The organism is Arthrobacter sp. SLBN-112 (assembly GCF_030944625.1).
GTDB lineage: Bacteria > Actinomycetota > Actinomycetes > Actinomycetales > Micrococcaceae > Arthrobacter.
On the sequence record NZ_JAUSXY010000001.1, the window covers coordinates 2,036,395 to 2,051,061 of the forward strand.

Sequence of the window (14,667 nt, forward strand, 5' to 3'; positions counted from 1 at the left end):
GGATGTTACAGGTTGCCGGTGGCGATGTTGAGCATGCGGCGCAGCGGCTCGGCGGCGCCCCAGAGGAGCTGGTCGCCCACGGTGAAGGCGCTGATGTACTGCGGGCCCATCTCCATCTTGCGGATACGGCCCACCGGGATGTCCAGGGTGCCGGAAGCGGCCACCGGGGTCAGCTCCGCCATGGAGGCTTCCTTGGTGTTCGGAACCACCTTGGCCCACTCGTTGTCCTCGTCCAGCAGCTTCTCGATCTCGGCGACGGAGAGGTCCTCGCGGAGCTTGAGGGTCAGAGCCTGGGAGTGGGAACGCATAGCGCCAATGCGGACGCAGAGGCCATCCATGATCACGCGGCTTTCCTCGGAGGTGCCCAGGATCTTGTTGGTCTCCACCCCGGCTTTCCACTCTTCCTTGGACTGTCCGTTCCCCAGGTCGGCATCGATCCAGGGGATCAGGGAGCCGGCCAGGGGGACGCCGAACTGGGTGGCGTCGATGTCCGTGCGCTGGTGGGCCAGGACCTTGCGGTCGATGTCCAGGATGGCCGACGCCGGGTCATCCAGTTCCGTGCTGACCTCGGCGTTGAGCGTGCCGAACTGGCTGAGGAGCTCACGCATGTGCCGGGCGCCGCCGCCGGAGGCGCGCCTGGTAGGTCATGGAGGTACCCCACTCCACCAGGTTGTTCTTGAACAGGCCGCCGAGGCCCATGAGCATGCAGGACACGGTGCAGTTGCCGCCGATGAAGTCCTTGGTGCCGTTGACGAGGCCCTTGTCGATGACGTCGCGGTTGATGGGGTCCAGCACGATGATGGAATCGTCGCTCATGCGCAGGGTGGAGGCGGCGTCGATCCAGAGGCCGTCCCAGCCGCGGCTGCGCAGTTCGCCGTGGACCTGCTTGGTGTAGTCGCCGCCCTGGGCGGTGACGATAATTGGCAGCTTGGCCAGCGTGTCGACGTCGAACGCGTCCTCGAGCTTGCCTGCGCCTTCAGCGAAGGAAGGCGCGGCACCTCCCGCGTTGGACGTGGAGAAGAACACCGGGTTGATGTTGGCGAAGTCGCCCTCGTCCTGCATGCGCTGCATGAGGACGGAACCGACCATGCCGCGCCATCCGACCAGGCCGACGGAAGGGGTAGCTGCTGTAGTCATTCGTCCAGTTTAGACTTCGCATCCGGCAGGGCGCAGTCGGTTACGTCACGGCTCAAAGGTTAAGGGAAGTACGACGACGGCCAGCACCTGAGGCGCTATTGGCAGGTCCGCGGGAGGTTCCTGGACCGCGCAGCTTTCACCGCAACTACAGGTTCCTACGTTGAATCACTGGTTGACATGTCCGGCTCCTGGTTCGGGGGCGTGCCGTTCCTTGCGCAGCTTTTTGGCTCGGCACTCGTCCCTGGCCATGCCGAACGTGTACCAGGCTCCAAAAACGCCCAACGCGGTTAGGACCAAGGCGCCCCAGAACGGCTGGCCGCCGTCAGGTAGGGGCCTCAGGAGTATTCCAAGGGAAAGAATGACCAAGAGCACCATGGCTCCCGTGAGGATACCCATACCCCACCAAGTTTGCACCTGCACGTGTCCACGGCCCGGGGAGAATCCAATTTCTTCGGTGGGATAGCTATGCAGTTCGCCGGTATCAGTCTGGCGCAGCACCCGCTTTTCGCCCCGGGCGAGGGCGGCCTTGTGCTCGGCGTACACGTCATCGTTGCCCCGCTCTCGCTCGACGTTGTAACTTTTCATTCGCCGACTATCCGGTCCTTTAGGGTTCGGCATTGCTACCAGTCCTGGATTCTCGAGCGGCGCGTAGGAGGTTCAAGTGTCTTTCCAGCCCCTTTCTCAACCGCGCTGCTTTGCGCTCCTTGAAGTAGTAAGCCCAACTGGTGGGGATGATCCACAGTCCGAAGGCGACTACGAACAGGATTTGGCCCCGGTCAGGGTCCTCCGTCCCATCGAGGAACAACTTGACGAGGAATGCTGCCACGACAGTCATGATCAGAGTGATAAGGATGGCCAGGAACAGCAGACCGCCCGCGGAATTGATGGGCTTGACGGCACCTGGCGCGGGGGCGTAAGCGACAGGCCATCGGGGAACCAACCATGGAGATGTCACGCCTCAGGTCTGGTCACCGAATCTTTGTTTGTGCCTGTCCTTCGGAACCTTTTGCCCTGTCACGCAACCAGCGGCGGCGACGCCCAGCGATAACAAAAGCCCAGGCGGCACTGAGCAGTCCCAACACGCCAACTATGGTAGCCACGACGGGGACGTGGGGTGCCGATCCTGAACCCGCTGCTGTGAATGCAAGCAGGAACATGAAACCCGATACCGCTACCACGAAAATCCCGGCGCCGATGATTGCCCCAGGGTTTTGCAAGGGCGTGGTGGCGGCCATCGAATATCCCTCGGGCACGCCCCCGGGACCGTACTCTTCCTCGTATTGGCGCACGTTGACAGGGTTCGGGTCATAAGGTGCGCCGTCAGCGCGGCGAAAGACGGGGCGTTCGGGTTCCACGAGTTTTCCTATCCCAGCAGTTGTTCGTTAAGCATTGCTTCCACTTCCTCAGTGGTAAGAGTGCTGGCCAGCGGTACGGCGCGATCATCGCCGTTGCTCAATGCCGCTTCCCAATTCTTCCCTGCAGGTCGGAGAACGACGTTCCGGGCGGGGGAACCGTCGGCAACGGACGAAAGCACTACCTTGGAATTTCCGGATTGGGAGCAGTGCTGGGCAGCCAAATGAGCCAGCGTCGCAGCCATGCTGTGATCTGGCATCTGGATCTGTGCAAACCAGCCGCCCAATCCACGAGGCTGGAGGAACGCCGCCAGATCCGGCGCCTGGAGGAAGACCGCCGCTTGAGGCGCGTCGTCGGAAAGGAAAGAGACGTTGATCCAACGAACGGCGTGCCCGAAGGCATATGCCAGCGCTAGAGCCAGCCCGGTAGGTACAAGTTCGTCATCGCTGAGCTTAAGCTGGTCCCTGGCCATCAACGACGATGTAGCGGCAACTCGCATGTCATCGCTCGTGGACGGCCAAGGCAGCATCAGAAAATCCGCCGTCTTGGCTGTGCTCGGGGTGTTGTAGCAGCCAAGCAGGTACAACAGCTCCGCAATTCCAAAGCCTGCTGCCGAAGGGCCAGTGTCTTCGGTTATCCCTGTGGTCATGGTGCATCTAATCTTCCTGTCGACGCCATTTTCTACCAATTCCAAGGGAGGAGCTTCGCAGGATCCTTCACCACGGCACTCACCCCCTCGTTTACTCTGTCAGCTACCCAGTCAGCGCCGTCCGCGATCTTTTCCCGGTTCTCCCACACTGCAATGCCGACGTTTGCAGCTATGAGGAAAGGTTGCTGGGGACCAGGAAAAAGTGCAGCTGCACCGAGAATTGCCTTTCCTCCGCTCCACAGCGCTGCCTCCTCATCGCCCTTGGCCAAACTATTGATGGCGCTGCCGGCATCGATAACTGCCCCCACACCACCAAGCACGTTTCCGAAAGTCTTGAGACCCTTCAGCGCAGCGAACACTTTATCGCCACCCTCGGCGAGGGTTGCTGCATTGTCGAGCGCCCTGGCCGTCTGGGTGAATTGCGGAGACTCGAGCACGTCCAAATATTTGCTACCGGTTCCGGCGAAACTGAACTCATTGTGCCAGCGAGTGAATTCCGTACCCGCTCTAAAAGGCAGCTCAACCGTTCTCAGCGTATCGGGCACTGCTTTATAGACATCCCATGGCGTTGAAACGTAGGAATCCCACCAAGTGTCATCTTTTTCGTGCTCCCAAAAGTAGGGATCCCGGCCAGGACCGCCAGTGACGGGAACGGCAGTGGCGTCCCCTGTTTGCGTTGCCGGGCCATACCCTCCAGCCACTTGCCCGCCGGTACCTGCGGTACTGGCCTTTTCCTGCTCCTCGGCATTCTTGAGGAGAGCTTTCGACTCCTGCTGCAGCCTCGTGACCGTCTGCTGAAGGAGCGTCCGGTGGTTGCTGTTCCAGTCAGAGCGGAAGCGCTGGGCGTCCGCGCCCTTCCAGGCCGGATTGTTGTTGATTTGGCTGCTCAGCTGCGTCGACTGCTGCTGCAGCAGGTCCGCGGTCTTGCTGAACTGCTGTGCGAGGGGGCGCAGTTGATCGACGTCGGCACCCCACAAAGTTCCTGCCACCAGGATCTCCCCCCAATATTCATCCATCAGCCCCCGGCGTGATGGGCGTGCCCAGCCTAGAACAGGATATCGACGGGCGCGATGGGGTGGCCTCCCCATGCACTCCCGCTAACTAGCTCCGCTTGGACTCCTCCAGCACGGCCGCCTTGCGCGCGCGCAGCGCAAAGAATGCGCCGAAGGTGAAAACCTGTGTGACCACCACCAGCACGATGGCACCGGCGATCTTGTTGCCGCCCAGGATCATGGTCAGCCCCACGATCGCGGACAGCAGCGCGAGCAAGGGAAGCAGCATGTAGCCCAGGACGAACAGGGTTTCGGGTTTCTTCAGCATGTTCCTAGCCCTCGGTCCGTGACCATTTGGTGAATCGGTAGCGCGTGCCGTTGACGGCGGTCAGCCACCCGTCCGGCGGGACAGAGGCGGACGCCTCCCAACTGGGGCCAAGCTCGGGAGCGAACGTGTCGCCGTCGGCCTTCACGTCGATAGTGGTGACCACGGCGACGTTGGCGAGATCCGTGGACTGGCGGAAAACGTCGCCGCCGCCCAGGATCCACACCGTCTCGCCGCCGTCGACAAACTGCGACTCAAGGAGCGCGTCGTCCAGGGAAGGAACCACGACGGCTCCCTCCGCCTCAGGCGTATTGGCCCAGCTTTTCTGCCTGGTGATGACGATGTTCGTGCGGCCGGGCAGGGGACGGTACTTGTCCGGAAAGGAGAGCCAGGTCTTGCGGCCCATGATGACCGGGTGCCCGGTGGTGAGCCGGGTGAAGTGCTTGAGGTCCTCGGGCAGGTGCCAGGGCATGTCCCCGGCTTTGCCGATGACGCCGTCGGAGGTTTGGGCCCACACGAGACCAACTCCGGTGACGGAGGCAGCCAGTTCCTCCGTGAAGGACTGGGGATCGGTGAAGTTTTCGGTGCTCATACGGCGATCGGTGCCTTGATGGTGGGGTGGTGCTGGTAGCCCACCACTTCGAAGTCCTCGAGCGTGTAGTCGAAGATCGACGCCGGCTTGCGGGTGATCTTCAACTGCGGGTACTCGTACGGCTCGCGTTCCAACTGCTTGAGGACCTGGTCCATGTGGTTCTCATAGATGTGGACGTCCCCGCCGGTCCATACGAACTCGCCGGGTTCGAGCCCCACCTGCTGGGCCACCATGCAGGTGAGCAGCGCGTAGGAGGCGATGTTGAACGGCACGCCCAGGAACATGTCGGCGGAGCGCTGGTAGAGCTGGCAGGAGAGCTTGCCGTTGGCCACGTAGAACTGGAAGAACGCGTGGCACGGCGGCAGCGCCATGTCGTCGAGTTCGGAGACATTCCAGGCCGAGACGATGTGCCGGCGCGAGTCCGGTGTGGACTTCAGGTTTTCGATAAGTTCGGCGATCTGGTCGATGTGGCCGCCGTCGGGGGTGGGCCAACTCCGCCACTGCACGCCGTAGACCGGGCCAAGGTCGCCGTCTGCATCGGCCCATTCGTTCCAGATGGTGACGCCCTGGTCCGTCATCCACTTGATGTTGGTCTCGCCGCGCAGGAACCACAGCAGTTCCACCGCCACGGACTTGAAATGGACCCGCTTGGTGGTGATCAGCGGGAAGCCCTTGGCCAGGTCAAAGCGCATCTGGCGGCCGAAAACGCTGGTGGTTCCGGTGCCGGTGCGGTCCGATTTATGGGTGCCGGAGGCCAGGACATCGCGCAGAAGGTCTTCATAAGGCGTAGGGATGCTCACGCCCCAAGTCTACTGTCTGAAGAAGTTCGGCCGGCGGTGATACGCCGCCGCGCCGGGAGCCATTGCCCTTCACTGGGATTGCTTTGACAGGGTTCCACGGCGGTCACCGCTGCAGCCGCTTTGAGCCAGACCCGAGGCGGAGGCTGTCTCCGGGGTGTGGCTGCGGGGCCGCCAGTCTGGGAGGGGGCCACAGGAGCATCACCAGCAGGACAGCCAGGTTCAGGGCCCCGGAAGGGTTGATCCAGCTGCTCATTCCGGCCGCCGGATCAGGCCTCGCTGCGTGGTTTCCGGCGATGGCCCCCAGACCGGACGCGACAGTTGCCACCGTTCGGAGAAGGCGGTTGCTGGTAATGGTCCGCAGAAGGCCGTCTTCTGTGGGCGAGAGTCCGCTCAGCGGCGGCCGGCGGGCAATCAGCACCAGGACCAGCAGTGTTCCCGCCGCCAGGAAGACCAGGGCGCCGCCCAGATACGGTGCCAGATCCTGGCCGGGTATGCGGCCTTCCCCGCCAAAACTGGTGTAGCCGCCGTGACCGTCAGGCCGTGCCTCATGTGCGTGCGGGGAGAAGCCCGGCAAAGTGGACATCCAGCCGATCTGCGCTGCTGCTCCTGCGAAGATGCCCAGGACCACCCAGGCAAGGCGGCGCGGAACGACGTCCCGCGCGCGCCGCCGCTCTCCGCGGGAAGTGTCTGTTGTCCACCGGCGCCTGGGATAGCTCAGCTGGCCGAGGACATGCACTGTCAGGCAACCGAGGACCGGCCATGCAAGGGCAGAAAGGGTATCCACCGGAACGGTCGTTGACTGAGGCAGCGGGATGATTCCTGCATTCGCGGCAGGCGCCAGGGAACTGGCAAGCCACCCGATCAGCCCTGTCAGGAGCGCGTGCCGGGCTGCTGAAGTCCGCTGGCTGTCCCTGGATCCCCGGATTACCCGGGAGAGCAGCCAGTACACAGCGCCGGCTAATAGGAGCGGCCAGAGTATGGCCAATCGTGGAACGTCGTCGACAACAGCGATCGTGGCAGCGTGCACGTTATCCCCCAGAACAGTGCGTGGTCCACCCAGTCAAAGCGGATAAGGGCCTGGGGTCAAGCAGGAGTTTGGCTAGTCGTCAAACGGCTTGAACTGTTCCACCGCCACAACCCGCTTCTTCCCGCCATGGGTTACATGGCACACCACAAGCTCGCCGGGGGAGAGGAAGGGCTCGTCCGCAGGCAATAGTTTCGCCAGGTGTGAAGGCATGTGGCCGGCGAGCTGCTTGAGGACTGTCGGCAGGGCCGGCCGGTGGGTGCAGGCAACCACGGGCCGCTGCTTGTCAAAGAGGGATTCGATGACGGCGGCGGTCTTTCGGGGGTTGCGCTGGTGCTTGTGTTCGGTCAGGCCTTCGGCGAGCTTCACCTTCGCCCCCGTGGCCCGTGCGTAAGGGGCGACGGTGGCAACGCAGCGCAGCCACGGGCTGGTCACCACCCGCATCGGCTTCCATGCCTGCAGGAGCCTTCCCACGGCCTGCGCCTGCCGGGTCCCGGTCGCAGCCAGCGGGCGCTCGCCCTCCGCCTTGCTCCACGACGAGCGCGGCTTGGCCTTGGCGTGGCGGAGCACCACCAGGGGCCACGTGTCCAGGCTGCCGCGCTCATGCGCGTCCCGCAGGTACTCCAAAGGGCCGACGTCGGACGGGTTGGACAGCAGCCGGGCCGCCTTGTCCGGGCCGCACCACATCACGCTGTCCACCTCCTTGCCGTCCGGAACAAGGCCGTTGCCGTTGACCTTGACCGCCCAGTAGTGGACCTTCTTGAGGCCCGAAGCGACGTGGTAATGGATAGGCGGCAAGGGGATTCCCAGCGGTGCCTCGAGGCCGATCTCCTCGCGCACCTCGCGAACCGCGCATTCGGGAACCGTCTCGCCGTCGTCAATCTTTCCCTTCGGCCATGACCAGTCGTCATAGCGCGGCCGGTGGATCAACAGGACTTCCAGCCGGTCCTTGTTGACCCGCCACGGGATGGCGCCCGCAGCCGTTACGGCTACGGGTTCCCCCGGGTGGTCAGTCTGGTCAGCTACGAGTGCATCGCTTGACAATGCGCTGCCTAGCGCCGGCTCAGGCTGCGCTGCCGCGGCCGGGACGCCAGCAGCCAGGACTGGACATCTTCAAGCGGCTTGCCGTCCTCGGAAAGGTGGTGCCGTATCCAGCGGCCTTCGTTGTCCAAGTGCCAGCTGGACGTTTCCGGGTCCATGTAGCGCCGCAGTAGATCCAGGACATAGGTGATGTCGTCGGCACTGCTCAGCTGGACCAGTGCTTCCACGCGGCGGTCCAGGTTGCGGTGCATCATGTCCGCGGAGCCGATGTACACCACCGGGTCACCGCCGTTGGCAAAGGCGAATACCCGCGAGTGCTCAAGGAACCTGCCCAGGATGGAGCGCACCGTGATGTTCTCGCTCAGTCCCGGGACGCCGGGTCGCAGCGAGCAGATGCCGCGGACAATGACGTCCACCTTCACTCCGGCCTGCGAGGCGCGGTACAGCGAATCGATGATGGCCTCGTCCACCATCGAGTTCACCTTGATCTGTACCTGGCCGGGCACGCCCGCCCTCGCGTTGCGGATCTCCGTCTCGATCCGGTCGATAAGTCCCGACCGCACGGACCGGGGCGCCACGAGGAGGCGCTTGAACGTGGACTTGGGGGCGTAGCCGGAGAGCTGGTTGAACAGCTTGGAGAGGTCCTCGCCCACCTGGTCGTTCGCGGTCAGGAGGCCCAGGTCCTCGTAGTAGCGGGCGGTCCGGGGGTGGTAGTTGCCGGTGCCGATGTGGCAGTAGCGGCGCAGCCCGTCAACCTCCTGGCGGACCACCAGCGAAAGCTTGCAGTGCGTTTTCAGGCCCACGATGCCGTAGACCACGTGCACGCCTGCCTGCTCCAGTTTCCGGGCCCAGGAGATGTTGGCCTGCTCGTCGAAGCGTGCCTTGATTTCCACCAGGGCCAGGACCTGCTTGCCTGCCTCGGCTGCGTCGATCAGGGCGTCCACGATGGGGGAGTCACCGGATGTGCGGTAGAGGGTTTGCTTGATCGCCTGGACCTTCGGGTCCGACGCCGCCTGCTCCAGGAACGCCTGCACCGACGTGGAGAAAGAATCATACGGGTGGTGCAGCAGGATGTCCCGGCGGCGCATGGCGGCGAAAACGTTGGCGGCCTTGGACGTTTCGGATTCGTTCAGGTACCGCGACGTGTGCGGCATGTGCTTGGGGTAATGAAGGTCGGCGCGGTCGATTCCGGCAATCACCGACAGGCCTCGCAGGTCCAGCGCGGAGCAGGGACCGAGTACACCTCGGACTCCTCAACGCCCAGCTCGCGGATCAGCAGCGCCCTGATGTTGGGGTTGATGTCGTTGGCTACTTCGAGCCGGACGGGCGGGCCGAAGCGGCGGCGCAGCAGTTCCTTCTCCAGGGCCTGCAGGAGGTTCTCGGCGTCGTCCTCCTCCACCTCCAGGTCCTCGTTGCGGGTGACGCGGAAGGTGTGGTGCTCGAGCACCTCCATGCCCGGGAAGAGCTTGTCCAGGTGGACGGCGATGACTTCCTCCAGCGCGATGAACCGGGCCACCCGCCCGGGCACAGCACCGGCCCGGGGGCCGTCGATGGAGATCAGCCGGGGCAGCTGGTCCGGCACCTTCAGGCGGGCGAAGAGTTCCTTGTCGCTGACCGGGTTCCGGACCACCACGGCAAGGTTCAGCGAGAGCCCGGAAATGTAGGGGAAGGGGTGGGCCGGATCAACGGCCAGCGGGGTCAAGATGGGGAAGACTTTTTCCGCGAACATGACGCTGAGCTGCTGCTTGGCGGCGTCGTCCAGTTCTTGCCAGTGCATGAGGTGGATGTGTTCGTAGGCCAGCGCGGGGCGGATCTGGTCGGCGAAAACCTGCGCGTGCCGCTCCTGCAGCCGGTGGGCTTCCTCGCTGATCCGCTCCAGCACCTCCACCGGGCTCAGGCCGGCGGGGGAGGGGACGGCGAGCCCGGTGGCGATGCGGCGCTTGAGGCCGGCCACGCGGACCATGAAGAACTCGTCCAGGTTGGAGGCGAAGATGGACAGGAAGCTGACGCGTTCCAGCAGGTGCAGGGTGGGGTCCTCGGCCAGTTCCAGCACCCTGGAATTGAATGCGAGCCAACTCAGTTCGCGGTCCAGGAAACGGTCCGGCCGGATGTCGCCTTCGGGCTGAAGGTTTGGTGCGAATTCCGGGATGTCGATGCGGTCCTGGGTTGCCCTTGCCGCGGGGACCTCGGAGGAGCCAAAACGGGCCCGCGCAGGCAGTGCAACATCCTGGGACGTGGCTGTTCCGGAGGGTTCCGGGTTCATGGCTTCTCCTTATGGCTGACGCTGTGAAGCCGGCGCTTCCGCCCTGCGCGGCTCCCTTCCAACCTTACAAGCATTCACCGGCCCCACGGCCGTGTTTAACGCGCCGACGGGCTTTGTTCCGGCCCGCTGAACCTAGCCCGCAACCGGGCCATACATGACGTCCATGTCCCAACGGGTGAACCCCAGCCGCCGGTACAGGGCAACGGCCGCAGTATTGTCCGCATCCACGTACAGCATGACCCCGTTCAGGCCGGCGTCACGCAAGTGCTTGATGCCGGCGATGGTCAGGGCCTTGCCCAGCCCGAGGCCCTGTGCCTCCGGCGCCACGCCCACCACATACACTTCGCCGATTGCAGGATGCTCGCCGTGACGCGGGTGGACCTTGGTCCAGTGGTAGCCCAGCAACCGGCCCTCCCGGTCCTCGGCCAGGAAGAACCCCGCAGGATCGAACCAGTCCTCCGCCATCCGGGCATTCAAGTCCGCCCGGGTCAGGTTCCCTTGCTCAGGATGGTGCGCGAACGCCGCCCGGTTGGCAGCCAGCCACGCGTCCTCATCCGTGCCCGGCACGAAGGCGCGGATGGTCACGCCGTCCGGCAGGCCGGCGTCGGGCAGGTCCACTCCCGCCGTCGTCATCCGCATCTTCCACAACTCACGCACCGGCGCATAGCCGTAGCGGGCGGCGAGGTCCGCGGCGGCCTCGTGGTTCCCGTGGGACCAGGCCTTCAGGCCGTCGAAGCCCCGCACCTCCTTGAGCGCGCCCAGCAGTCGGTCGGCCACGCCCTGGTTCCGGTAGGAGGGATGCACGGCGATTTCCAGGACACCGTTGCCATCCGCTTCGTCCACCACGACGGCAAATCCGGCCAGGTCCTGGCCGGTGGCGGGGTCGGAATCCTCGTCGGGTGCGTACAGGGCCAAGGTCAGCAGGGTTTGCTCCCCGGAGTCGCCGGCGCGCATAGTGACCAGGGTCTGTTCGGAGATCGAAGGATTGCCGTCCGATTCCTCGGCCGCGGACAGGAGGTCGCGGCAATCTTTCAGGAGCTGCTGGTCAACCCCGCCCCGGACAACTTGGACGGGCCACTTCTGCGGATGCGCTGGAGTCATGAGCCAAGGCTATACGGCGATGGCGCGCCAGGCTCAGGCTTCGGTGAGTTCGTCTTCCTGCTGCCTGACCAGGGTGAGGCGGTAACCCACGTTCCTGACCGTGCTGATCAGGTTCTCGTGGTCCGCACCGAGCTTGGCCCGAAGCCGGCGGACGTGGACGTCAACGGTACGGGTGCCGCCGTAGTAGTCGTAGCCCCAGACTTCCGTGAGCAACTGCTGGCGGGTGAAGACGCGGCCGGGATGCTGCGCCAGGTATTTCAGGAGCTCGAATTCCTTGAAGGTAAGGTTCAGCGGTGCGCCGTTGACCCGTGCCGTATAGCTTGCTTCGTCGATAATCACACCGGCGGCCCGGATTTCGCTGGGCGCGTCGTCCTGCTCCGGCACGGCCCGGGCAACGGACAACCGGATGCGGGCTTCAACCTCGGCGGGACCGGCGGAATCAAGGACGATGTCGTCAACGGCCCACGCCGAGGAAACCGCTGCCATGCCGCCCTCGGTGAGGATAAGAACAAGCGGCGCACTGAGTCCGGTGGCCTTCAGGAGCTGGGTGAGGGAACGTGCACCTACCAGGTCCTTGCGGGCATCCAGCAGGACGATGTCGCACGGGTCCGTTTCCAGGAGGGCAGTGGGTTCCGCAGGCAGGATATGGACCCGGTGGTTCAGCAGCTCCAAGGCAGGCAGGATGTCCACCGAAGAACCGGTGCTGTTCGTCAGTAACAGGATGTGCGACATTGTTCCTCCAAGGGCCGTCCGCGCATCATTGGGCGACTGAACCGGATTCTCACCGGCCGGTACTGGCTTCCTGCGGGAGGTTTTGGTCCGTCAGCACGCCGCCGGCCAGCCACCTCAGCAGGGAGCGTAGCTGAACCTTGAGTATACCCGGCACCCCTGTCCAAGCCACAGATTCGGGCCTTGGACAGGTACGTTTTGCGACATAAGCCGTTCACATAGGGCAGGATTGGACCAGGGCGGACCAGCCCTGCCATGAGGGGGCGGACCAGCCTTCCAACCGACGCCAGGATGGGAAATCAGCGCAGTGAGTGCACCGACGAAGCACAGGCCGGCCCCCGGATGACGGCGGAACTGCAGGCACCTGTTCGGTCGCTTGGCTCCTGGACCATCGGCGTCGTCGGGATCGCCGGGCTCATCGCAATCATCGCCGGTGTCTATTCCTCCCCCGAAGCCTTGGTCGCCGTCGGCATCCTGATCGCCCTGGCTGTTGGGATCGGATGGCCGCACTTCCTGCGCATCCCCGCCAAAAAGACCCTTGCCGCCGTCATCGCCCTGCCGGGAGCCGCAGCCGCGGTCTCTGCCGCCGTGGTGCCACCCCCCGGCTACCTCGACTGGACACCTGCCTTCGTCGCCTTGGGCATGATGGCCGTCTTCGTGGTGCAACTCATCCGCGGCACCGGCCAGGCGCAACGGCTGGAGTCCACGCTCGGGTGCTGCGTTGGTGTACTCCTGTCCTGCCTCGGCGCGGGCTGGATCGCCGGTGCCCGGTTCAACGGCGTCCGCGAAATGCTCCTGGTGGCCGCGATCAGCGCCGCCGTGGCGCTCCTTGCCGGACTCATCCAATGGCCGGACAGCATCGTGGCGCCGCTGGGTGTGGTCCTGGCCGGCCTGGCCGGTCCGCTCGCCGGGCTGGTCCTGTCGGACATCGCCGTCCTGCCGGCCGCCGTCTTTGGCGTCATTGTGGGTGCGGTCCTGGCCAGCTTCCGCAGGCTTGCCACACTGCGTGGCGCGCCGTTGAATATGCTGGCAGCGCTGAGCATGGGCCTGGCGCCGGTCTCAGCTGTGGGATCCCTGGCTTACTTCATAGACAAACTACTCATCTACTAACGGGTTAGGATTGCACCATGTCCGTACTTGCATTTGAAATCTTCTTCCTCGTCCTGCTCGGTATCGCGAGCGTCTCCATGGCCTGGTTCGCCGGTTTCGTGGTCTACCGCCTCTTCAAGGGCCAGAAGTAGCCACTCCCTTTCCCACCCCCGCCGTCTCTCGAGGTAATGCCAGTGCCCATTGAGATTCCCACAGACCTGACCCCCGAACTCGTCCCCCTTTCCTGGCTCATCGGTGAGTGGGAAGGACGCGGCCGGCTGGGCAGCGGTGACGAGGATTCCGAGCACTTCCTGCAGCACGTATCGTTCACCCATAACGGGTTGCCGTACCTTCAGTACCGCGCCGAAAGCTGGTTGACCGACGACGACGGCACGCGGCTGCGGCCGCTCACCGTCGAGACCGGCTTTTGGGCGCTGGAGCGAAAGCAACTGGATGCCGACGGCGGTCCAGGGCTGGTGCCGGCAGATATCGTTCCCGTGTTGAAGAGCGCCGACGAGGTGGAAGCGCTGCGCAACAAGGACGGCGGCTTTGACATCTCCGTATCCATCGCCCACCCGGGCGGCATCACGGAGCTGTACTACGGGCAGATCAAGGGACCGCAGATCCAGCTGACCACCGACATGGTCATGCGCGGGAGCCACTCCAAGGATTACAGTGCCGCTACCCGGATCTTCGGCCTGGTGGACGGGAACCTTTTGTGGCGGTGGGACGTGGCAACGGGTGGAGAGGCCGGGAAAGGGCTGGAGGCCCACGCCTCTGCATTCCTGAAAAGAGTTTCCTGACCCGGAAAGGCCCCGCCATGGAAGACGGCACGGAACATCCAGGCAAGCCCAGCAGTTACAGCGACCTCAAAGCCGTCTTCTTCAACGGCACCCTGAAGAAGTCACCCCAGACCTCCAACACCGAAGGGCTGATCAACATCAGCCGCCGGATCATGGAGAAACAGGGCGTCAGCACCAAGCTCATCCGCACTGTCGATCACGACGTCGCCACCGGCGTCTACCCCGACATGACCCAGTACGGCTGGGCCACCGATGAATGGCCGGAGATCTTCCCCGCCGTCCAGGAAGCGGACATCGTGGTGGTGGCCGGCCCTATCTGGCTGGGCGACAACTCGTCCCAGACCAAGAAACTGATAGAGCGTCTTTACGCCCACTCCGGCCAGCTCAACAGCAAGGGCCAGTGGGCGTTCTACCCGAAGGTGGGCGGCTGCCTGATCACCGGGAACGAGGACGGCATCAAGCACTGTGCCATGAACGTCCTCTACAGCCTGCAGCACATCGGCTTCAGCATCCCGCCACAGGCAGACGCCGGGTGGATCGGGCCGGTAGGACCCGGCCCCAGCTACCTGGACGAAGGCTCCGGCGGACCGGAGACAGACTTCACCAACCGGAACACAACGTTCATGACCTGGAACCTCCTGCACCTGGCGAGGACCCTCAAGGATGCCGGCGGCTACCCGGCCTACGGCAACCTGCCCGGCGAATGGGCCGCCGGCACACGGTTCGATTTTGAAAATCCGGAATACCGCTAGCGTTGGTTGAGCCTCTC

At 64.2% G+C, this 14,667-nt stretch carries 14 protein-coding genes and 2 pseudogenes; 3 read left to right on the forward strand and 13 right to left on the reverse strand.

All coding sequences use genetic code 11. The features are described from left to right. Nucleotides 1-5: 5 nt before the first annotated feature. The 13 genes and pseudogenes from asd to QF050_RS09655 form a co-directional block, all read right to left on the reverse strand. Nucleotides 6-1,137 (reverse strand): annotated as a pseudogene (gene asd, locus QF050_RS09595) (aspartate-semialdehyde dehydrogenase). Between the two features lie 165 nt (nucleotides 1,138-1,302). Next, complete coding sequence (locus tag QF050_RS09600) at nucleotides 1,303-1,722, reverse strand: hypothetical protein (RefSeq protein ID WP_308930245.1); 420 nt, start codon at nucleotides 1,720-1,722, stop codon at nucleotides 1,303-1,305. Between the two features lie 383 nt (nucleotides 1,723-2,105). After that, nucleotides 2,106-2,492, reverse strand: a complete 387-nt coding sequence (locus tag QF050_RS09605; protein ID WP_308930246.1) for a hypothetical protein — start codon at nucleotides 2,490-2,492, stop codon at nucleotides 2,106-2,108. An 8-nt stretch (nucleotides 2,493-2,500) separates the two neighbouring features. After that, nucleotides 2,501-3,184 (reverse strand): hypothetical protein, encoded by a 684-nt coding sequence (locus tag QF050_RS09610; protein ID WP_308930247.1) that lies wholly within the window; start codon nucleotides 3,182-3,184, stop codon nucleotides 2,501-2,503. Further along, nucleotides 3,172-4,128 (reverse strand): hypothetical protein, encoded by a 957-nt coding sequence (locus QF050_RS09615; RefSeq protein WP_308930248.1) that lies wholly within the window; start codon nucleotides 4,126-4,128, stop codon nucleotides 3,172-3,174. The genes QF050_RS09610 and QF050_RS09615 overlap by 13 nt, the downstream gene beginning before the upstream one ends. 112 nt (nucleotides 4,129-4,240) lie before the next feature. Beyond that, nucleotides 4,241-4,459, reverse strand: coding sequence for an NF038396 family protein (locus QF050_RS09620; protein WP_308930249.1), 219 nt, complete (start codon nucleotides 4,457-4,459; stop codon nucleotides 4,241-4,243). A gap of 4 nt (nucleotides 4,460-4,463) precedes the next feature. Next, nucleotides 4,464-5,048 (reverse strand): dihydrofolate reductase, encoded by a 585-nt coding sequence (locus QF050_RS09625; protein WP_308930250.1) that lies wholly within the window; start codon nucleotides 5,046-5,048, stop codon nucleotides 4,464-4,466. Next, complete coding sequence (locus QF050_RS09630; protein ID WP_308930251.1) at nucleotides 5,045-5,848, reverse strand: thymidylate synthase; 804 nt, start codon at nucleotides 5,846-5,848, stop codon at nucleotides 5,045-5,047. The genes QF050_RS09625 and QF050_RS09630 overlap by 4 nt, the downstream gene beginning before the upstream one ends. Nucleotides 5,849-5,951: 103 nt before the next feature. After that, the gene (locus tag QF050_RS09635) at nucleotides 5,952-6,875 is read right to left on the reverse strand and encodes a hypothetical protein (RefSeq protein ID WP_308930252.1); all 924 of its coding nucleotides are present in this window, start codon (nucleotides 6,873-6,875) and stop codon (nucleotides 5,952-5,954) included. 72 nt (nucleotides 6,876-6,947) lie between these two features. Beyond that, nucleotides 6,948-7,916: an NUDIX hydrolase gene (locus tag QF050_RS09640; RefSeq protein WP_308930253.1), complete on the reverse strand. Its 969-nt coding sequence runs from the start codon at nucleotides 7,914-7,916 to the stop codon at nucleotides 6,948-6,950. Between the two features lie 8 nt (nucleotides 7,917-7,924). Next, nucleotides 7,925-10,176: pseudogene (locus QF050_RS09645) on the reverse strand (RNA degradosome polyphosphate kinase). 132 nt (nucleotides 10,177-10,308) lie between these two features. Next, nucleotides 10,309-11,277 carry a mycothiol synthase gene (gene mshD / locus QF050_RS09650; protein WP_308930254.1) on the reverse strand — a complete coding sequence of 323 codons (969 nt, stop codon included), beginning with the start codon at nucleotides 11,275-11,277 and terminating at the stop codon, nucleotides 10,309-10,311. Between the two features lie 33 nt (nucleotides 11,278-11,310). Then, nucleotides 11,311-12,009 (reverse strand): response regulator transcription factor, encoded by a 699-nt coding sequence (locus tag QF050_RS09655; protein ID WP_308930255.1) that lies wholly within the window; start codon nucleotides 12,007-12,009, stop codon nucleotides 11,311-11,313. A 339-nt stretch (nucleotides 12,010-12,348) separates the two neighbouring features. Between QF050_RS09655 and QF050_RS09660 the strand changes: the two genes are divergently transcribed. The 3 genes from QF050_RS09660 to QF050_RS09670 all read left to right on the forward strand — a co-directional run bounded on the left by QF050_RS09660 (nucleotide 12,349) and on the right by QF050_RS09670 (nucleotide 14,650). Then, on the forward strand, nucleotides 12,349-13,116 hold the full coding sequence (locus tag QF050_RS09660) for a permease (protein WP_308932140.1): 768 nt from the start codon (nucleotides 12,349-12,351) through the stop codon (nucleotides 13,114-13,116). A 173-nt stretch (nucleotides 13,117-13,289) separates the two neighbouring features. Then, complete coding sequence (locus QF050_RS09665; RefSeq protein ID WP_018760487.1) at nucleotides 13,290-13,898, forward strand: FABP family protein; 609 nt, start codon at nucleotides 13,290-13,292, stop codon at nucleotides 13,896-13,898. Between the two features lie 17 nt (nucleotides 13,899-13,915). After that, nucleotides 13,916-14,650 carry a flavodoxin family protein gene (locus QF050_RS09670; protein ID WP_308930256.1) on the forward strand — a complete coding sequence of 245 codons (735 nt, stop codon included), beginning with the start codon at nucleotides 13,916-13,918 and terminating at the stop codon, nucleotides 14,648-14,650. The last annotated feature ends 17 nt before the right edge of the window (nucleotides 14,651-14,667 follow it).